Annotated in this window: 18 protein-coding genes; 6 read left to right on the top strand and 12 right to left on the bottom strand. The window is 57.0% G+C overall.

The features are described 5' to 3' along the window. Positions 1-62: 62 nt before the first annotated feature. On the top strand, positions 63-1,178 hold the full coding sequence (locus tag AU11_RS01230; RefSeq protein ID WP_043317838.1) for a prenyltransferase/squalene oxidase repeat-containing protein: 1,116 nt from the start codon (positions 63-65) through the stop codon (positions 1,176-1,178). On the opposite strand, the gene AU11_RS01235 is transcribed toward AU11_RS01230, so the two are convergent. Next, entirely contained in the window at positions 1,107-1,736 is a 630-nt protein-coding gene (locus AU11_RS01235) for a class I SAM-dependent methyltransferase (protein ID WP_051686844.1), read from the bottom strand. The two genes, AU11_RS01230 and AU11_RS01235, sit on opposite strands and share 72 nt — an antisense overlap. 231 nt (positions 1,737-1,967) lie before the next feature. On the opposite strand from AU11_RS01235, the gene AU11_RS01240 reads away from it, so the two are divergent. Both AU11_RS01240 and AU11_RS01245 read left to right on the top strand, forming a co-directional pair. After that, positions 1,968-2,690, top strand: a complete 723-nt coding sequence (locus AU11_RS01240) for a DapH/DapD/GlmU-related protein (RefSeq protein ID WP_043315859.1) — start codon at positions 1,968-1,970, stop codon at positions 2,688-2,690. Between the two features lie 23 nt (positions 2,691-2,713). Continuing rightward, positions 2,714-3,223, top strand: a complete 510-nt coding sequence (locus AU11_RS01245) for a shikimate kinase (protein WP_043315861.1) — start codon at positions 2,714-2,716, stop codon at positions 3,221-3,223. A 105-nt stretch (positions 3,224-3,328) separates the two neighbouring features. Here AU11_RS01245 and AU11_RS01250 read toward each other — a convergent pair whose 3' ends face one another. Then, on the bottom strand, positions 3,329-3,799 hold the full coding sequence (locus tag AU11_RS01250; protein WP_010131435.1) for an Lrp/AsnC family transcriptional regulator: 471 nt from the start codon (positions 3,797-3,799) through the stop codon (positions 3,329-3,331). A 268-nt stretch (positions 3,800-4,067) separates the two neighbouring features. On the opposite strand from AU11_RS01250, the gene AU11_RS01255 reads away from it, so the two are divergent. Continuing rightward, positions 4,068-7,658, top strand: a complete 3,591-nt coding sequence (locus AU11_RS01255) for an indolepyruvate ferredoxin oxidoreductase family protein (protein ID WP_043315863.1) — start codon at positions 4,068-4,070, stop codon at positions 7,656-7,658. A gap of 81 nt (positions 7,659-7,739) precedes the next feature. On the opposite strand, the gene AU11_RS01260 is transcribed toward AU11_RS01255, so the two are convergent. Then, the gene (locus tag AU11_RS01260) at positions 7,740-8,993 is read right to left on the bottom strand and encodes an OprO/OprP family phosphate-selective porin (RefSeq protein WP_051686845.1); all 1,254 of its coding nucleotides are present in this window, start codon (positions 8,991-8,993) and stop codon (positions 7,740-7,742) included. Positions 8,994-9,275: 282 nt separating this feature from the next. Further along, positions 9,276-10,220 (bottom strand): TraB/GumN family protein, encoded by a 945-nt coding sequence (locus AU11_RS01265; RefSeq protein ID WP_081847869.1) that lies wholly within the window; start codon positions 10,218-10,220, stop codon positions 9,276-9,278. A 237-nt stretch (positions 10,221-10,457) separates the two neighbouring features. Here AU11_RS01265 and AU11_RS01270 point away from each other — a divergent pair, with 237 nt between their 5' ends. After that, entirely contained in the window at positions 10,458-11,645 is a 1,188-nt protein-coding gene (locus AU11_RS01270; RefSeq protein ID WP_043315865.1) for a glycosyltransferase, read from the top strand. Here AU11_RS01270 and AU11_RS01275 read toward each other — a convergent pair. The 4 genes from AU11_RS01275 to AU11_RS17600 form a co-directional block, all read right to left on the bottom strand. Next, entirely contained in the window at positions 11,638-12,687 is a 1,050-nt protein-coding gene (locus AU11_RS01275; protein ID WP_043315867.1) for a glycosyltransferase family 4 protein, read from the bottom strand. The two genes, AU11_RS01270 and AU11_RS01275, sit on opposite strands and share 8 nt — an antisense overlap. A 207-nt stretch (positions 12,688-12,894) precedes the next feature. After that, a complete protein-coding gene (locus tag AU11_RS01280; protein ID WP_231491407.1) occupies positions 12,895-13,446 on the bottom strand; it encodes an acyloxyacyl hydrolase in 552 nt (183 codons plus the stop codon). Between the two features lie 190 nt (positions 13,447-13,636). Next, a complete protein-coding gene (locus AU11_RS01285; RefSeq protein ID WP_043315870.1) occupies positions 13,637-14,788 on the bottom strand; it encodes an RNA polymerase sigma factor RpoD/SigA in 1,152 nt (383 codons plus the stop codon). A gap of 367 nt (positions 14,789-15,155) precedes the next feature. Next, positions 15,156-15,602, bottom strand: coding sequence for a hypothetical protein (locus AU11_RS17600; protein WP_051686846.1), 447 nt, complete (start codon positions 15,600-15,602; stop codon positions 15,156-15,158). Positions 15,603-15,800: 198 nt separating this feature from the next. On the opposite strand from AU11_RS17600, the gene AU11_RS17605 reads away from it, so the two are divergent. Continuing rightward, on the top strand, positions 15,801-16,136 hold the full coding sequence (locus AU11_RS17605) for a hypothetical protein (RefSeq protein ID WP_051686847.1): 336 nt from the start codon (positions 15,801-15,803) through the stop codon (positions 16,134-16,136). 107 nt (positions 16,137-16,243) lie between these two features. Here AU11_RS17605 and murQ read toward each other — a convergent pair whose 3' ends face one another. The 4 genes from murQ to ubiG all read right to left on the bottom strand — a co-directional run bounded on the left by murQ (position 16,244) and on the right by ubiG (position 19,588). Next, positions 16,244-17,227: an N-acetylmuramic acid 6-phosphate etherase gene (gene murQ, locus AU11_RS01300; RefSeq protein ID WP_081847871.1), complete on the bottom strand. Its 984-nt coding sequence runs from the start codon at positions 17,225-17,227 to the stop codon at positions 16,244-16,246. 147 nt (positions 17,228-17,374) lie between these two features. Then, complete coding sequence (locus AU11_RS01305; RefSeq protein WP_043315873.1) at positions 17,375-18,145, bottom strand: YciK family oxidoreductase; 771 nt, start codon at positions 18,143-18,145, stop codon at positions 17,375-17,377. A 54-nt stretch (positions 18,146-18,199) separates the two neighbouring features. Beyond that, the gene (locus tag AU11_RS01310) at positions 18,200-18,865 is read right to left on the bottom strand and encodes an HAD family hydrolase (protein WP_043315874.1); all 666 of its coding nucleotides are present in this window, start codon (positions 18,863-18,865) and stop codon (positions 18,200-18,202) included. Positions 18,866-18,883: 18 nt separating this feature from the next. Next, complete coding sequence (gene ubiG, locus AU11_RS01315; RefSeq protein ID WP_043315875.1) at positions 18,884-19,588, bottom strand: bifunctional 2-polyprenyl-6-hydroxyphenol methylase/3-demethylubiquinol 3-O-methyltransferase UbiG; 705 nt, start codon at positions 19,586-19,588, stop codon at positions 18,884-18,886. Positions 19,589-19,707: the final 119 nt, after the last annotated feature.

The raw sequence follows: 19,707 nt of genomic DNA on the forward strand, positions 1-19,707 counted from the left end.
GGTGTACAGAAACCCTGAAGCCCCTGAAGCGAGATGGTGTCGGGGCTGCCGATGGCGCGTCGATGAGCGCAGAGCTGCCACTGTTGCCGGAAGGTTTTATCCGCAGTAGCGCAGATTACATTCTTTCCCAGCAGCAGCCAGATGGTTGCATCCCCTGGTTTGAAGGGCACTACGCTGACCCATGGGATCACGTTGAAGCTGCTATGGGGCTAAGCATTGCCGGTGAGTTCGCCGCAGCAGAACGGGCATACGGCTGGCTTGCGGGCAAACAGCTGCAAGACGGCAGCTGGTGGGCGGCTTACCGTGATGGTGAAATTGATACCAGCAGTCAGGCTGGCGAGCGTCGTGAGTCCAACTTTGTCGCTTATGTGGCGACCGGTGTCTGGCACCACTTTCTGATTCGCAGGGAGCAGGCATTCCTTGAGCGTCACTGGCCCATGGTCGAGGCCGCCCTGGAATTCGTGCTGAAACTTCAGTCGCCCGATGGTGAGATTCAGTGGGCCGTAGATAAGAGCGGCGTCCCAATGGAGGATGCACTGATTACCGGCTGCGCGTCTATCTTCAAAAGTCTTGAGTGCGGCATCAATATTGCGGCAGTTTTGGGGCGGCCCAAGCCCCGTTGGATGGATGCCCGTGAGCGATTGGGCTCAGCCCTGCGTGACAAGCCCCATCGGTTTGATCGCACCTGGGAAAGCAAAGACCGCTTTTCCATGGACTGGTTTTACCCGGTGTTGACCGGCGCAGTGGCGGGCGATGCGGCCAAATTTCGCCTGCACAAAAAATGGGGTGAATTTGTTGTGGCGGGACTGGGTTGCCGCTGTGTCAATGACGAGCCCTGGGTTACCGTGGCCGAGTCTTGCGAGTTGACCATGGCTTTGCTGGCGGCCGGCGAGACTGGTAAGGCGCGCACTCTGTATCGCGGGCTGCACCGTTGGCAGGATAAGGATGGCGGCTACTGGACCGGGTACGTGTACCGTGACAGGGCTATTTGGCCGGAAGAAAAAACCACCTGGACGGTTGGGGCAATGCTGTTGGCGGCGGATGCGCTGGCCGGTTTGACGCCGGCCAGCAGACTGTTTACCAGCGTGAGTTTGACGGGGAGTACCTCAGAGACGGCGCAGGATACCGAGCGTCTCGACCAACTCGACCAGCTCGAACTGACCGGAAGCCAGCGCTAGTTTGTAGATGTCGTAAGGTGCCTGGCCGCCGTCCTCCGGGTTGGGGAAAATGTCGTGAATGGCCAGATAACCACCAGGCACGATATGCCGGGACCAGCTGCGGTAGTCCGTCAGTGCCGCTTCAAGCGAGTGGCCGCCGTCGATAAAAACGAGGCCGAGTGGGGTGTTCCAGTGGCGCGCTGCGACAGCCGTCGGCGCAACGACTGGCACTACGTGATCCTCCAGTTTTGCTGCACGCATATTGGTGCGGAATGCGTGAAAACTGTCCATCAACTGGCTGCGGTCATCAAACAGTTCTCGATCGTGGTACTCCTCTCCGGGCTGATGCTCCTCCGACCCCCGGTGATGGTCCACCGCAAATAGGGTGTTGTCCATCAGCTTGCAGGCGCTGCCCAGGTAAATGGTGGACTTTCCACAATAGCTGCCCACTTCCAGACAGGGGCCGCGGTCACTGGCATCGGCGGCCAGTCGGTAGAGTGCTTCGCCTTCGGTATCTGCAAGAAAACCTTTTACGGTTGTGATATCCAGGGGGAGTTCCATGGGCAGGGCGGTATCCATAGTGGGGTAATCTCTGAGCGGTAATTCGTAAGTTTTGCGAGACGTTACGTGCAATAGCGCACTTTGGCAATGCGCTGGAGCGACAGTTTTACTGGCGGAAGTTGCAAACCCAAAATTCAAAATAACGAACAGGTTTCGGTATCAGAGGTAGTTGGGCAGCGATCGGCAATTGCGGTCTGTCAGCCGTGAGTTGTCGAGCGCTAGGTTGATACTCGAAACAAAAGGCGCATTATGCGAAAAGATCATAGACCATACTGGCTTAAGCGCGCGCTGATTGCCTTTCGCAATTGGCGCTGCCGGCATTTCCTGCTGCCGCAGTTTGATGCCATAGGCCGTGAGCCTGAAATCATGCACCCGGCTTCGGTCAAGGTATTTGGCAGTAACATTTGCCTGGGGGATTTTCCGCACCTGATATCAACACCGGATAATTGCATTCGCTTTACCGCAATGGGCCATCGTGGTGGCGATGCGCAAATCACCATTGGTGACTACGTGCTGATTTCCCCGGGGGTGCGTATATCGGCTGGCGAATCCATCACTCTTGGCGATGCCTGCATGCTTGCCGCCAATGTGTATATATCCGATTCAGACTGGCACGGGATCTACAACCGTACCCGGCCGTTTCGCTGCACCGCACCGGTTGCCATCGGCAACAATGTCTGGATAGGCGACAGCGCGATTATCTGTAAAGGGGTATCCATTGGCGACAACTCGGTTGTCGGAGCCGGCAGTGTTGTAACCAGGGATGTGCCAGCGAATACGGTGGTGGCAGGGAATCCGGCCAGGGAGATTAAGCAGATCAATCCGCGCCGGCGAATGATTACCCGGGAAGCCCTGTTTGCGGACAGTTTCAGGCAGGCGCACAATCTGGATGAATTAGATAAAATGCTGCTTGCAGGTAATGGCCTGTTGGGTTGGCTGCGGTCACTGCTGTGGCCGAGGCGAGGGGATTAACGTAGTTTGGATACCGAATAACAATGCAAAAACAGGGCAGTGTGGTACTGATTGGAATGCCGGGGGCGGGCAAAAGTACGCTGGGGGTATTGCTGGCCAAGGAGCTGGCGAAAGATTTTGTGGATACGGACGTGCTGATCCAGCTGCGGGAAGATAAGACGTTGCAGGAGATCATGAATGAATCCGATTACCTCAACCTGCGCCGTATCGAAGGGGAAGTGATTGCGGATGCCGAGCTGCCCAATCATGTGATCGCAACCGGTGGCAGTGCGGTGTACAGCGAGGACGGTATGCGCAACCTTTTGTCCTATGGCCCAGCGGTGTTCCTGAACTGTTCCGCAGACGAGCTCCGTCGCCGTATTCACAATTACGAGAGTCGCGGAATCGCCAAGGCCCCCGGTCAGAGCTTTGAGGCACTGTTTGAGGAGCGTCAGGCGCTGTATCGCCGATACGCCGATATCGTGGTGGATTGCGATGGTCAGGATCTGGAGCAGGTGCTGGGGCAGGTGATTGCTAGGCTGGAGGCTCGTTAAGCGCCCGCTCTCTCATTCCGGGCTGGGCCCGGAATGCAAAGCTGAAAAGCCCGACGCCGGATTGTATCCGGCATGATGGATCTGGATGTATCTTTTCGCGCCCGCTTAGAGCGGCAACTGTGTGGTGTACTTTACCTGTTTCAATGCGAAGGTGGAGTTCACCGATGCAACATTCGGCAAATGCACCAGTGAGCGTTTCAGTAGCTGCTCGTAATGCTCAACACTGTCCACCACTACACGCAGTACATAGTCCTTGTCACCACTGGTGGAATAGCACTCCACCACTTCTTGTACGTCCTGTACCGCCGATTCAAAATTATTCAAAGAATCTTCATCGTGGTTGTGTATGGTGACATAGCAGTATACTGTGACCCCCAGGTCAAGTTTGCGCGGATCCAGGAGGGTGACGCGGCCACGGATGATACCTTCGGCCTCCAGGCGCTTGATGCGGCGCCAGCAAGGTGTATGGGACAAACCCACTTTGTCTCCCAGCTCAGCCATGGAATAATCGGCGTTCTCCTGCAGCGCCCTCAGAATCTTGCGGTCGAAATCATCCAGGTCGGTTGAGCGCTTCATATAAACTCCTGTCCTACAGTTTCACTATTGGCCGAGATGGCTGTCATAATTTTACGTGCAAACCTGTAAATAAAGCAATGTTTCAATGCGCTTTAAGCACTAGTATGACCTGACCACGCCGTCGCTATCTTTGGCAGCCCCGGCCGAGACACCCATCGGTCCGATCAATTTGGCGCCAATTTCGGCGATGCGCGCCCCGAATCACAATAATTAGCGGAAGCCCGTGTCCAAGGCGGTGCTTCAACGATCAGCGGGAAGAAGTAGGCGTATGAACGAGCAGAAGGTGAACACCGGATCTCAGTCCGAGTCTCAGCAAGGTCTGGATCAGGCGGTCAGCGGCAATTCGGCTGCGGCGAAAGCAGTCTCTCTTGATGACAGGTACACCACCCTCAAGGGGCGAGTGCTGTTATCGGGTATTCAGGCGCTGGTGCGCCTCCCCATCGATCAGATGCGTATTGACGCTGCGCGGGGACTGAATACCGCCACGTTTATTTCCGGTTACCGCGGTTCCCCCCTGGGTGGGTATGACCAGCAACTGGCCCGCGCCAAAACACTCCTAGATCAATTCAATATCCGTTTTACACCCGGCGTGAATGAAGAGCTGGCCGCGACTGCCGTGTGGGGTTCCCAGCAGGTGGGCCTGTTTGACGGGGCTGAGGTCGATGGCGTCTGCGGAATCTGGTACGGCAAAACGCCGGGCGTCGACCGCTCCTGTGATGCGTTCCGCCACGCCAACGCGGCAGGCTCCTCTCCGAAGGGCGGTGCACTGATTATTGCTGGCGATGACCACGGCTGTAAGTCGTCGTCCTATCCGGGCCAGTCCGAATTTGCCTTCGTGGATATGCATATTCCGGTACTGAACCCGTCGACGGTACAGGAGGTGTTGGACTACGGCCTTTACGGCCTGGAGCTGTCCCGCTTCAGTGGTTGCTGGGTGGCGATGATTACCCTGGCGGAAAATATGGACAGTGCCTCCACTGTGGATGTGGACCCGGCAGGTGTCTCGTTCGAGTACCCGGAAATCGAGCGCCCGCAGGGCGGCCTGAATATCCGCAAACAGGACAACCCGCTCGAGCAGGAAGAGCGTCTGTGGCGCTACAAGCGCCCGGCGGCACTCGCCTTTGCTCGCGCTAACCAGTTGAACAAACTGGTGCTGGATAACCCGAGTGCGACACTCGGTATCGTCACTGCCGGTAAAGCCCATCTGGATTTGATGCAGGCATTTGAGGATATGGGAATCGATGAGGAGCGCGCTCGCGACCTCGGTATTCGGATTCTCAAGGTGGGTATGACTTATCCGCTGGATGTGCCCGGCATTCAGGAGTTTGCCCGTGGCCTCGACTCTCTACTGGTCCTGGAAGAAAAGCGCAGTCTGATGGAAGTGCAGCTGAAGGAAGAGTTGTACAACGTACATCTGCGCGACCCCCATTTCCCGCGCATTCTCGGCAAGGTGGACGAGCACGATAAGCCGCTGCTGCCCATGTACGGCGAACTGTCGCCAGCGGTTGTGGCGCAGGTACTCGGTTACCTGCTGGGTGAAGAAAATCTGCACGATCGCGCCAAACACCGCCTGATGCGACTGGACGCCCTGGCCGAGCGTATTTCTGCCCAGGCCGGATCCAGTGTCGCGCGCCTGCCGATGTTCTGCGCCGGTTGTCCCCACAACCGCTCCACGCGTGTACCAGAAGGCAGCCGCGCGTTGGCGGGGATCGGTTGTCATTATATGGCCCAGTGGCTGGACCGTGAGACCTATACCTTCACCCAGATGGGGGCTGAAGGCGTCAACTGGATCGGCCAGGCGGCATTTACCAGTGAGCCTCATGTCTTTGTGAATCTGGGGGATGGAACCTACTTCCACTCCGGGATTCTCGCTATCCGCGCGTCTGTCGCCGCCAAGGTCAATATTACCTACAAGATTCTGTTCAACGATGCGGTGGCGATGACCGGTGGCCAGCCCCACGATGGTGAGCTGCACCCGGATATGATCTGTCGCCAGGTTCTGGCGGAAGGGGTCAAGCGAGTCGTGTTGGTGATGGACGACACCGACAAGTACAAGGGTGCCCTGAGCTTCCCGTCGGAAGTGGAAATTCGCCACCGGGACCATATGCCTGCGGTGATGAAAGAGCTGCGCGAGGAGCCCGGCTGCACCGTTATCATTTATGACCAGACCTGTGCCACCGAACTGCGCCGCAAGCGCAAGCGTGGCCTTCTGCCAAAAGCGGAAGGGCGCCCGTTTATCAATGAGTTGGTGTGTGAAGGCTGCGGCGACTGTGTCACGCAGTCCAGCTGTATTGCCGTCGAGAAGGTTACCACGGCGCTCGGTGACAAACGCCGGATCAATCAGACCGCGTGTAATCAGGATATGTCCTGCGTAAACGGTTTCTGCCCGTCGTTTGTTACTGTGAAAGGCGGAAAACTGAACAAGCGTGCAGGTGTCGGTGACGCCCTTTGCCAGGCGGCCGACAAGTTGCCGGCCCCGCAGATGCCGGATCTGAGTGAGCCGTTCAACCTGCTGGTAACTGGCGTCGGTGGCACCGGGGTGGTCACCATTGGTGCACTTCTGGCCATGGCGGCGCACATTGAACAGAAAGCCTGCAGTACCCTGGACCAGACCGGTCTCGCGCAAAAGGGAGGGGCGGTGTACTCCCATGTGCGCTTTGCGGATCGACCGGAATCCCTGAAAGCGGTGCGTATTTCCGATGGGCGTGCGGACGCTCTCATGGCTTGTGACCTGATTGCCGCAGGCAATCTGTCTGCTAGTCTCGCCAAACTGGATGAGACCCACAGCCGCGCAGTGGTGAATACCCACCTAAGCCCGACCGCGGCATCGGTGCTGGGACGCGAAGATATTCATTCGCCGCAGGCGGTACTGGACACCATCAAGGATGCGGTGCTGGAGCTGGATGTGGTCGAGGGGCACACCCTCACCAAGGCGGCGCTGGGAGACACTCTTGCGGCGAATATCTTCATGCTCGGCTTTGCCTGGCAGAAAGGTCTGATTCCCCTGGGGCTAGAGGCGCTCCAGGAGGCGATCCGGCTCAATGGGGTGGCGGTAGAAGGTAACCTGCAGGGGCTGGCAGCGGGCCGTCTGGCTGCGGCGGATCGCGAGGCACTGGACCAGCTCCTGTCGAAAGAGGAAGAGCTCGTTCTGCCGCAGGGGCTGGAGGCGATTGTCGCCCACCGTGTGGAGCATTTGACCGGCTATCAGGGTGCGGCGCTGGCCCGCCGTTACCGTCATCTGGTAGACAAGGTGAAGGACGCGGAGATTCTCAAGGTGCCGGGCAGTGAGGCACTGGCCGAGGTGGTGGCAAGGCATTACGCCAAACTCCTCGCGTACAAGGACGAGTACGAAGTGGCGCGTCTGTACTCCGATGGGCGTTTTATTGAGTCCCTGAAAGAGAATTTTGCCGGAGACTTCGAGCTGGAATTCAATCTGGCACCACCACTTTTGAGCCCGTTCGATAAAAATACCGGGCGCCCGCGCAAACTCAAATTCGGCGGCTGGATGCACAAGGCGTTCGGTGTACTGGCAAAGTTTCGATTCCTGCGCGGCAGCGCGCTGGATATTTTCGGTTACACCGCAGAGCGCAAAATGGAGCGTGGCCTGATTACCGAATACGAAAAAATTGTCGACGAAGTACTGGGCCGACTGAATGCCGAGAACCACGCAGCGGCGATTGAACTGCTGAGCTATCCAGACCAGATTCGTGGTTACGGTGTAATCAAGGAAGAAAATGTAAAACTCGCACACCAGGCTCGCAATCAGGCGTTACAGCGTTTTTATAATCCGAAAGTGGAAGTTCCGGAGACTTCACAAGTAGAAGTGTTTGACCCCGCCAAGGCACAGCAGGTGGGGTAGGGATAGAAAATTGGATACAAAAAAAGCGAGCTAAATAGCTCGCTTTTTTTGTGCTCTTTAGCTCAACACACCAGAACCTGCTTACCAGGCCATCTGTACTCGTAGGCCAAGCTGATTGGTGTTGTCGCCAGTAAAGTCATCATCACCGAAGATCATATTCATCATCACGCGCACATTACGATTGGCGTAATAGTTGAGGCCGATCTGTGCACTGCTGGCTTCGAGACTGTGAATGTCGCGGTTTTCCATGGTGTCGTAGCGGGCTGTCAGTTCCCAGGCTCCGCCCCACAGGCCGTTGCCAGAAGGTTTGGCGGAATTGAAGGCACCGCGTTTCTTGCTGTAGGTCTTGTGTTCACCGGTAATCATCCAGCTGCCCTGCACATACCAGGTGTGTACGGATTGATCGTCAATATAGCAGCCGAACATCGGGTCGCAGTAGAAGGGAGGTGGCGCACCAAATTCATCTTCAAATTCGACTTCGGTCAGGTAGTAGTCTGCCTCAAACTCCCCGATAGCGTATTCCGCCTGAAGGTAGAGCGGCCCGTAACTGCCTGCGATTTCAAAGCCGGCGTAAGACGCGTCTTCGCCCAGATCGCCGGGTGTCAGCGCCATTAGTTGCGAAGGGCCGCGGCGCCCAGCATAGTCGGCCTCTGCGTATAGATCGCCGGAGTCGCGATTGGCATTCTCATAGCTTAGGTAGGTGCCTAAATGGAATACCGCGTGATCGGTATTGATGGGTGCCCAGGCCAGCCGCCCGGCGGCTCCGACCCCTTCATTGCGAGACTCGGCAGCATCGCGGAGGTTGAAGGCCATCATTCCTAGAGTGAAGCAGTCCAGAACGCCGGTCCAGCCAATACCCTGTTGGAACTGGTAACCGTCATACAGGCCGGTGGCGCTGGAGAAAGGTCGCTCCAGCATGGTTATCTCATTGGAGCTGGTCATTTCCGCCATTGAGCGGAACGGCTTGAACTGTCCGATACGAATTTCGCCATCTAGAAATTTATGGGCAATAAACACGTCGCGAAAGCCTGCGTGGGTGTCGCCCGCGGCGAAGTCCTGCTCCAGCACGTATTTCCAGTCGTAGATACTGCCTTTCAGGGTGATTCGCGCGCGACGAAATTCCGTGGTACTTACGGGATCTTCGATATCGGTGTCGAAAAGATAGGTATCGAAGTGGATGCGCCCCCCCAGCGAGGCAGAAAAATTGCCGTCGTCCGAAGTGATTTTCAGTCCGCCCTTGGTTTCAGCGTCGTCGGCGATGGCGGTGATGGAAAGCAGGCTGCATGTGACCGCGGCGAGCGCCTTGCCCATTTTCCCTGTACCTGAGGCTTTCATTGGAACTCCTGATCGCAGCGTTATGAAAAACGATTGATAAAAATTTGGGGCGCAATGGAAACATAACGCGCGCAGAAATGAAATATTTCCGTAACATCTGCTGGCGGCGGGTCTGAAAGACATATCCCATAACGCCGATATGCATAGGGATAATAGTTCACTTGAGTGGGAGTATTTTGCGCGAGAAACCCAATGGCACAGCGGAATTGTCGAAATAAACGATGAGTATCGGTAAGGAGGGATGGAGCCCGGCGTTGCCGGGCTCGTAGAGGGCGCGATATGTCAGATTTGCTCGATGGAATAGCCGGCTTCTTCGAGTAACTCCGTAACGGATTTCTTTCCTACGAGATGCCCGGCGCCAACTACGACAAACAGGGTATTGTAATCCGCGCTGAAGTCGCGGATTTTCTCAGCCATTGTCTGGTTGCGTTGATAGAAAAGTTTGTCGAACAGCGGGGCAAACCCGGGGTTTTCCTCCAGGCTTTCTCGGATCACCAGGTCGTATATGTCGTTCTGGTCTCCCTTTTTCCATGCCTTGGTGATGCGCGGGACAAAACTGTCCATTTCGGATACCTGAGCAAGGGTCTGTTGCAGGTACAGTTCGGGATTGTCGAGATTGTTCAGCATTTCGATCTGTCCGAGCACGCTTTCCAGTTCAAGAATGGTCCCGTTGTTCCGGTGGGCCTGGTTGAGGAAATGGCGATCAATACCCGCTTTAGGGTCCAGTCCCCGGGCCTGCATTTCAATCATGCTGAGGGTGATCATGGCAATTGCCGGGCGCAGGCGGCTAAAGTTTTGCTCTGGAATCTGTCGTTTGGCCAGCCAATCCTGCAACTGTTTATACACCGCGGGTGAAATGTGGTCTTTCAGTTGCTGGCCCGCAGGATAAACCGACTCCTGCATGATTTTCATTTGCAGCGCCGGATCGGTTTCCATGGCGAGAATATCCGCCTCCACAACCAGCGCGTCGCTGCTGGAGTAAGCGCGCTCAATCTGGTCGCGCAGTGGGTAAAAGCTTTTGTCGGCGAGGTGGATGGATCCCAGCAGGTAAACGCGCTTCTCCCCCTTTTTTGCCTCCAGCAGAAGACCTCGATCATTTGCCGCCTGTGCGGAAGCCGCCAGCGCTATTGCCAAAAGGGCAATACTGAAGCTGGCGAGCCAGCGGGTGAAAAGACCCTTCCTGGTAAGACCCGGTATCGAGGTTGAAGATACGCCTTGAGTTGCCATTCGTGTGTTTCCTTCCACTGTTATTCGAGTAGCCCATTTGTCGCGGTGGGCTCTTTTGTTGAAGTCTATGCCGGTCATTCGGCCGCGAGCCATGATACCCCGCTTTTCGGCCGCGAGGGTGACGGGATTCCGCAGGTTTTGTGAAGCGGTCGCGAGAAAATAAAAATGTGGCTTGTGGCGCAGAATTTGCCGGTACAATGTAATGATCAGGACAGGAGTCGTTTAGGATCGAGTCGCATGCGGATTGTTCAATTGGTACCGTCCATGGACGGCAGCAAGTTGGCCCAGGAAACACTGGAGTTTGCCCAGGAGCTGGCCCGCCAGGGGCATGAGTCTTCGGTGATCTCGGCTGGTGGTACGCTGGTATCCCGTCTGACGTTGCACAATTGCCAACATCTGGAGTTACCGGTAAATCGCAAAGGGTTTTTCAACCACCGCCTGCACCGCCGTCTGTATCATCAGCTTGAATCTCTGCAGGCGGATGTCCTTCTATGTCGCGACTCCCTGTGCAGTTGGCACGGTTGGAAAGTGTGGTCCCGCCTGCCTGAGACGACGCGTCCACGGTTGGTAACAGCGCTGCACCGCTGGCCAGCGGGTGGGCCGTTCAGCGGGGCCTGGCAGAACGGCGCGGTGTCGCGTGGTGAATTAGTATTGGCCTCTTCACGGAATCTCGCGCAGCGGATGTCACAGCGTTTCTCCATGCCGGTTGCTGAGCCCGGGTCCTGTGAACAGGGAATCCAGGTTATCTACCGTGGAGTGAACACCCGAGAACTGGATCGGCGCGCCCCGGTCTCCGGGCACTGGCAACATCGGCTGCTGAACAGCTTCCCGCAGATTGAAGGTCGCAGCTGGCTGTTGCTACCCGGTGACATCGGCCCCGGGCGTGGCCAGGAACGGTTTCTCGAATTGTTGGCCGAGTTGAAAAAAACGCGCGACGACCTGTTTGGGCTGGTGGTCGGAGAGGCGCTTCCCGGGCAGGAAAAGTTTGCCCGCGGCCTGGAAAGACGGGCGGAAGCCATGGGCCTTGCCGAACATGTTCTGTTTCTCGGCGCGCGCAGGGATATGCGCGAGCTCTACGCCAGTGCACGGATAACCTTCGACCTGGCGGAACCGGCTTTGACTGACGGGCGGGTGGTCTGTGAGTCCCTGGCAATGGGGTGCCCTGCGATTGCCGATGGTGGGCTCGGGCTTGAGCTACTCCAGCAGTGCTTTCCTCAGGGAGTGCCAGTGGAGGCTGCCGCACAGGGAGAGGGCGGTTGCGGGATGGAACCGCTGGTGCGTACCAGTGTGTCGGTACTGGATGCCGCAAAATCCATCCAGTTTGCCGGCTTCAGTCTCGCGGAAACGACGGCCCAGGCCGTTCGCTGGTTCGACGAGCTTACTGCAGCGTCCTCTCAGCCGTTGGCCGTTAGTGTTGTCAAATGATGGCTTCTGGCAGTAGCTGGGTGTAAACCTGCCAGGTTGCCTTGGCCATGGAGTCCAGGGTGAAGCTGTTTGCGGCGCGGTCATAAAGGGCCGAGAAATCCGTGCTCAGAGTTGGGTTCTGCAGTGCACCGCGGATTTTTTCCGCGAGGTGGTCCGGATCTGTCGTGTCCAGTAAATACTTTTCCGGAAGGTAATCGATGGCATTCCCTGCCCGGTTGGCCAGTACTGGGGTTCGTTGCAGCAATGCCTCAATAAGGGTGTAAGGCGTGCCTTCTGCCTCTGCGGGGATGACCACAAGATCTGCCGCTTCCATAAACTGCGCAACAATCCCATTGCCCGAAAAGAACTCCACCCGTTGCGCGAAATCCGCCAGCGCCGGTTTGCTTGAGCTCAAGTTTCTTACCTGTTGCTGCAGGTTTTCCTTCTCCGGACCTTCCCCCAGAATCATCAGGCGTGTTCCCGGCAGCAGTGCGACTGCATCGATCAGCTTGTCGACGGCACGTGCTTTGATCAGCCGGCTGGCGACCAGCAGGGTTGGCTGCTCTGCACTGAGAGATAGTTGGGGTGTTGATTCGCTGGGGGCTGCCGGTAATTCGACGCCATTGGGAATAATATTCCAGTCCAGTTTTGAGTTGGCCACGGTATTTTCGCTGATGGCAATGCGCGCGTCGAATGCGCTGGCGAGCTTATCGCGCGGGTGCCGTACATTGTGCCGGGTAATGATCTGGCGAGTTTCCGTGTAAGGTTGGACCGCGGCGAGTAATTGCGCAGATTTGGAACCGTGGCCGTGGACAATCTGGTATTCCCCCTTACGAATCAGGTTGGCCAGGCGCCAAACCAGGTTGGGGTGATGCCGGCTGCGGTCTGTATTCAACGGAATAAACTGAATGCGCTCATCGAGCGTCTGGAGGTATCGGGGGTGGGCAATCACCGCCACCTGCGCGTCAGTGTTACAGGCCTGCCAGCGGGACAGGTCGGCGACATGCTTTTCCATACCGCCGTGCTCACGGCTGGCAATCAGGTGACAGATACTTTGAATCATACGGCTACACGTCCGATGTCTCTGCGCCGCGTTGGGTTTATTGGTGTCAGGCAGGATAGGCACGTGTGTGCGGTATCGGTACGGCGCCAGACTGACCGCGCGTGGTGCACGGTGCAGGAATGGCGTTATTGTCCCTCACAGGTGTGACAATATTTTGATGTAAATATTACGGTTAGTTTTAAGTTGGTTGGAAAATAACCGTACACCTCAGAATTTGGCGTGCCAGTTCAGTGATGCAAAATCGAAGCCGGGATTGGGGGAATTGGTATAGCCGTTGGAAAAATGACTGTACCGCAACGATATGGTGTGCCCGTTCTCAAGAGTGTATCCGCCGGCAAAATGCAGCGAAAAATTCAGATTAGTTGACAGGTCTATGGCACCGAAACTGCGCTCGGTCAGGTAGGCTGCACCAACGCCGAATTCGCCGAAAATCCCTTTTGCCTCACGTTGCGGGTACCAGCGAACCACTGGTTTCAGCTCCCAGATCTGCTGTTTCTGATCCTCACCCTGATAGTCAATCCACATATGGCTGTAGCTGACCTGCGCCCACCACTGGAAGTGGTGATTGCCCGGATAGTCATAAAACTGATACGACCAGTTGACGCCGACCATATCCGACCCGGCAATGGATTTCTGCTGGATCAGAGCGCTTCCGATTCCCTTGCCGCCGCTCAAAATCAGCTCCTGAGAGCCGTCACGCCAAACTGCACCGGCTTGAGCAGCCATTGAGTTCAGGGTCAGAAGGGCGCCGGTAATCACCAGGGCAAATATTTGTTTCCCGATGGTGCGGGAGGGTACGGGCACCGGGGCCGCGGTGGGGGAGTGAGGCATGATGTAATCGCCGGTTATCGCTGTTAGTGGGCAGTATTACAAGGTTAGCCGGAATCGAAATGAAGGCAAGCAGGCGCCCCGTTTCCGGGGCCCTGGTATGATAGATTTGGTTGCTACCTTAGCGCCACTGACGCTTCAGTTGCCGCAGCGCATCGGAATGCAGTTGCCGCGCTCGCTCCTGACTAAGGCCCAGCTGCTCACCGATAACCCGGAATGAACAATCCCGGTCTGAAATAAGTCCGTAACGCAAACTGAGAACCGTGCGCTGACGTGGTGGCAGCTTGGCAACCGCGTCCCGCAGGCGCTGGGCCAATTCCTGATTGGATACCAGCTCGTCGGTATTGAACATATCCCCGGCGGGGGCATAGTCCAGTCGTGTGCTGGCCTGGTCGTCGGAGATCGGGTCATCCAGCGAGCCGGTTGGGCCGGGTAACTTGAGCAGGCTCTGTACGCGCTCCAGGTCGAGACCCGTTTGTTTCGCCACATTTTCATCCGAGGCCGGGAGCCCCTCTGAACGCACCTGATTGATGGCCCGGTAGATATTGCGCAAATCGTCCTGCACATTGGCGGGCTGGCGCACCAGGTCGTCGTTGCGTCGCAGGGTCAGCTGGATTTCCTGCTGAATCCACCAGTAGGCGTAAGTGGAGAACCGGTAACCCATCTGGGGTTTAAAGCGCTCAATGGCCTTCATCAGGCCTACGTTGCCTTCCTGAATCAGATCGATGAATGGCACCGAAGGGTTGCGAAAACGCTTGGCGATGGCAATGACCAGGCGCAGATTACACTGAATGAGTTTCTTGCGCTGCGCCTTGAATTTTTTCATCAGGTTTTGCAGCGCGCTGCGATCGCGCTGGGAAATATTACCGCTCGCTAACAGGCCGTCAGCTTTGGCGATAATCAACCCGTGGTCGTAGGCCCCGGTACTCCCGCGTTGCTCAACCCCTTCACTGCGCAGGTCTACCAGCGTCACGCCGCGTTTTTGCAGTAGCGTGATAATTTTCTCCTCCAGCTCCCGCAGCAGGCAGGTGGTGGTGTGCTCATCCTCCGGGGTCAGCAGATCAAGCCGATAGAGATGCTTAAGGTAATTCTGCATCGGCGTGCCGACGTTATCGCCAAGGGAGTCTTCTGAGCCTGAGTCTTCTTCGATTGCCTCCGCGCGGGGTTGCATGGATGGATCCGGGTCTTCCTGTTGGAAGCTGCTCCCGGTTGCGTTGTTGCTATTTTCCTTCAGCCACTGGTCATCCCTTGTTTCAATATTTACTCGGGACAAAAGTCTGAACCTTATGCTGAGGCAGCGCAGTTTTACCTTGTGGACCGCGCTGCTGCCGTAAAACTACCGGCGTCATCCTTTCGCAGGATCGCTGCATGGCGCAGAAATTGCCATGCGGACCATTTGACTATAGATGACGGCGCGGGCTCTGTGGAAATTAGCGCCGCAAAAAACGGGACCGGTGAGTACTCGGAGGGAGTGTGTGCGGGGCTAGGGGGAGGGTTAACGGCAAAACCCGGCAGGTTGCCGGGATTTCACGAATTTTACTGGAAAATAGTGGTATAGAGGCGTTTTCAGTTACTGATGGGCGGCTTATTTTGTCCGGTTATAACCGCACCTGACGGCGCGGTTTTACCGACGTTGACGATTACTTGATGCGTTTGACCCGCAGTGAACGACCGCCAGTTGCCTTGCGCATAAAAAAGGAGCCCAGGGCACCGCGTTCCAGTGTGATCTGCTCACCCTCGCGCCAGATGGCGCGGCCACTGCCGGTTTGCCGCCAAACCTGGCCGTTATCCAGCGTGAACGTATATTTCCCGTGGGCGCCTTCCACTGCGCTGGTAATCGTGGCCGAAATGGATTCGGGGGCTTCTTCAGCTACGTCTTTTCCTTCGTGACCAAAGCGCAGCTCAGCGCGCTGTTTGAGATTTCCGGAAGCCTTGTCGAAGCAGGCGAGCCGCTTCTTGTCATCGCTGAATTCTGTGCAGCGGCGCAGTGCGTCTTCCAGAGTCTCGGCACTGGTGGCGGGTGTTAGAAGGGGCGTCATTGCGAACAGGAATAGCAGGGGGGCGAAGAAGGGTTTGGCATGGGGCAAATTAGGAGCGCCTATTTTTCGCATAATGTCAGGTCCGTTCGTTAGGTCTGTCGAATATTGCACCAGTCGTGCGCGCTACACAATGCAATTTGAGTTGCCTGTCACATTTCCAATTGGCACACCGTGGAAGAATATTCGAGCCGAGAGCTTACAAAAATCATAAGACATCATAAACAACACTCAGGGGTGTAGCCGAATATGAAAAAGCTGTTGATTCCCGCAATTGCCATTGCCGCCGTCGGTGGTTATTTCTATTACACCAACCTCGAAGCGACTGCGCCGCAGGCGGAAGAGGTTGTTGTCGAGGAAGAGCAAATCGTTGACGAAGTCGAATCCGCCGTAGCAGAAGCAGAGGCGGCGGCAGACAACTCTCCTGAGGCCGCAGGCGATATGATGGCCTCTGCAGAAGGGGATGTGTTTGCCGATGTGCCGGAAGCCATGGGGCACGCTCTGGATGAAACGTCAGAGGCAATGCACGAGATGGCCGAGGAAGTGGAAGAACTGGTCGAGGAAATTGATCACAGCGGAGAGTAACTCTCGCTGACGTTTGCTGCAGCCGTTGAAAAATACCCGGGGCGCGGGAGGAGTTATCCTTTTCGCTATCCGGGTATTTTTTTGTGGCAATTCACTAATTTTAGTGATTAGTGCTGCTGCAGGTTCTGCAGTGCCAGGCGCAGGAAGCCGTCGGCTCTTTTTAGTGCCTGTTCCGCTTCTGCGCGCTCTAGTCCACTCAGTATCATCATGATTGCCAGCTTGGCGTTGTGATCGCAGCGCATCAGCACCTGATCGGCTTCTGTGTAGCTCACCCCTGTGGCCTCGACAACAATCCGCCGGGTGCGGTCCACCAGTTTCTGGTTGGTGGCTTTCACATCCACCATCAGGTTGTAAAAGCTCTTGCCGATGCGAATCATACTGGCGGTGGTAAGCATATTCAGCACCAGTTTCTGTGCGGTGCCGGCTTTCATGCGCGTGGAGCCGGTTAATACTTCCGGTCCCACCTCCGGCAGAATGGCGATGTCTGCTTCTTTGGCAATGGCTGCGGATTTGTTACAGGCAAGGGCTACCGTTGTGCAACCGAGGCTGCGCGCGTAGCGCAACCCGCCGGTGACATAAGGCGTGCGCCCGCTGGCCGCAATGCCTACCACCATGTCCTTGCTGGTCAGCTTGATGCTGCGAAGGTCTTGTTCACCCAGTGCGGGGTTGTCTTCCGCACCTTCCTGAGCGCGGTGTACTGCCTGTTCACCGCCGGCGATCAGTGGCACCACCATTCCTTCCGGAACACCATACGTTGGAGGACATTCCACTGCATCCAGCAGGCCGATGCGCCCGCTGGTGCCGGCACCCATATAGATCAGGCGGCCCCCGGCCTTGAAGGCCTCTACCGCTTTATCCACCGCCTCGGCGATCGCCGGCAGTACCTGCCGCACCACGCCGGGGACACCGCTGTCAGCGTCGTTGATCTTCTCGAGAATCCCGTAGGTGGGGAGCAGATCAATGTCCTGAGTGTCCGGATTGCGGGACTCACTGGTAAGTACGCCCAGATCCTCTTTTTGAGAGTCGCTAGTGCGATTGGGTGTAGCGCTGGCGCCTGAACTGGCGATTGATTTGGAGCTGTGGTCGGTCATATCCCCTCGCCGGCGATTGATTTATGCCCGGAACCTGGCGGTCGACCTGAAATGCGTGTTGGTCGAGATTGGGGAAAGTGTAATCACCGGGGCTGCAGTGCACCACTGCAGCCCGGATCTTTCGAATTGATTGCAGGGAGGAGGGGATCAACCCTGAGCGTTGAACTGCTTGCCGTTAACGCCAACGCTGTCGTCACCCATCAGGTACAGATAGGTAGGCATGATGTCTTCCGGCGTGGTCACCGAGGCGGGGTCTTCCGCCGGGTAGGCTGCAGCACGCATGTTGGTGCGGGTGGCGCCCGGGTTGATACTGTTGACCCGGATATTGGAAACACCGTCCACTTCATCCGCTAGGGTCTGCATCATGCCTTCGGTCGCGAATTTGGAAACCGCGTAAGCGCCCCAGTAGGCGCGACCTTTCAGGCCTACCCCGGAACCGGTGAAGATCACTGAGCCCGCTTTGGATTCTTCCAGGAGTGGCAGCATTGCCTTGGTCAATCCAAACGCGGCATTCACGTTGATCTGCATCACCTGCTGCCAGGTCGCGTAGTGGTAGTTGGCCATGGGGGTGCGCTGGCCGAGTGCGCCTGCGTTGTGCAGCAGGCCATCTAAACGACCGAATTCCTGGTCGACACCCTGGGCCAGGTATTCCAGCTCTTCCCAGCGTACTTCGGAAAGATCCACCGGTAGAATGGCGGGCTTGGCGCCGCCCGCGGCTTCGATTTCGTCATAGACCGCTTCCAGCTTGGGTACGGTGCGGCCGAGCAGGATCACGGTGGCGCCGTGCGCAGCGAAGGTCTTGGCGGCAACACGGCCGATGCCGTCGCCAGCGCCGGTGATCAGAATGACTTTTTCTTTGAGCAGGTCGGCGGGTGCCTGATATTGCGTGGCAGTGTCGTTGGTGATGGTTTCAGACATGTATTTTTACTGGCTCGTTGATCGCGTGTGTTTGGTAAAGATTGCGTGTCGCAATCATTTGTTCAGGTAGTGTTTTTCCAAGAGCGGCCAGATCTCTTCCGCGTGGTGGATCAGGTGGTCTGCCTGCCAGTTCTCCGGATCATCACCAGTATCGATATAGCCATAGCTACAGGCGATGGTGGGCATGCCGGCGGCGCGGCCTGCCATGATGTCGCGCTCGTGATCACCGACGTAAATTGCTTCCGAGGGATTACAGCCGATGCGGCTGCAGGCGAGCAGAATGGGCTCAGGGTCGGGTTTGCGATGGGTGACGTCGTCGGGGCAGATGATGGCACCGGGGGTGGGGAGGTGCGCAAAGGCTTGCATCAGGGGAATGGTGTAGGCCGAGGGTTTGTTGGTCACCACGCCCCAGGCGATACCGTTTTCCGTCAGTTGATTGAGCAGTTTTTCAATGCCCGGAAAGGGTACGGTGTGTTTGGCCAGGTGCATCAGGTACAGGTCCAGGAGGCGTTGGCGCAGCATGTCGAACCCGGGTTGCCCTTCGTCGACGCCGAAACCCAGGTGCACCATGGCGCGGGCGCCATTGGAGACCACTTCGCGAATGGTGGCGTCTGCCAGAGGCGGCAGCTTTTCCTGCTCGCGCAATTGATTGAGCACCACCACAAAGTCTGGAGCGGTGTCGAACAGGGTGCCGTCGAGATCAAAGAGTACAGCTTTCATAGTCGGGTAATTCTGGATTTATTCGGCGGGGCGAATGGTGTGCATCAGGTAGTTGACGTCGACGTCCCTCGGATTCAGTTTGTACTGTTTGGTGAGGGGATTGTAGGTCATACCGGTGATGTCGCGGGTTTGCAGGTCTGCTTCCCGTACCCAGCGCCCCAGTTCTGACGGGCGAATAAATTTGCCGTATTCGTGGGTGCCTTTGGGCAGCATGCGTAGGACGTATTCGGCTCCGACCACGGCAAACAGCCACCCCTTGGGGGTGCGGTTGATGGTGGAGAAGAAGACGTGGCCGCCGGGTTTGACGAGCTTGGCACAGGCGCGGATTACCGAAGAGGGGTCCGGTACGTGTTCGAGCATTTCCAGGCAGGTGACGATGTCGAAGCTGCCGGGCTGGTTTTCGGCCAGCTCTTCCACGGGGATGCGTTGGTAATCGATCTTTACGCCGGATTCCAGGGCGTGCAGTTTGGCGACGTTCAGTGGGGCTTCGCCGAGGTCGATGCCGGTGACATCGGCGCCGCGCTGCGCCATGGCTTCGGTGAGAATGCCGCCGCCACAGCCTACGTCGAGCAGTTTTTTGCCGGCGACGGGTGCGCGCTGGTCGATGTAATTGGCGCGCAGGGGGTTGATCTCGTGCAGGGGCTTGAATTCACCCTGCTGGTCCCACCAGCGGCTGGCCAGTTGTTCAAATTTGGCGATTTCCGCCGGATCTACGTTGATCATTTGGGCCTTGTTTAGGTTGTGGGGTCCGTTATTCCCACCTGCAGTGGCGCCGTCGCTCCCGGTAACCGTTTCCGGGACACGCCGTAAACCCGTCCATGGGGGCTCGGCTGCGGCCGTCC

The sequence above is a fragment of the Microbulbifer sp. HZ11 genome (genome assembly GCF_000708675.1).
Taxonomy (GTDB): domain Bacteria; phylum Pseudomonadota; class Gammaproteobacteria; order Pseudomonadales; family Cellvibrionaceae; genus Microbulbifer.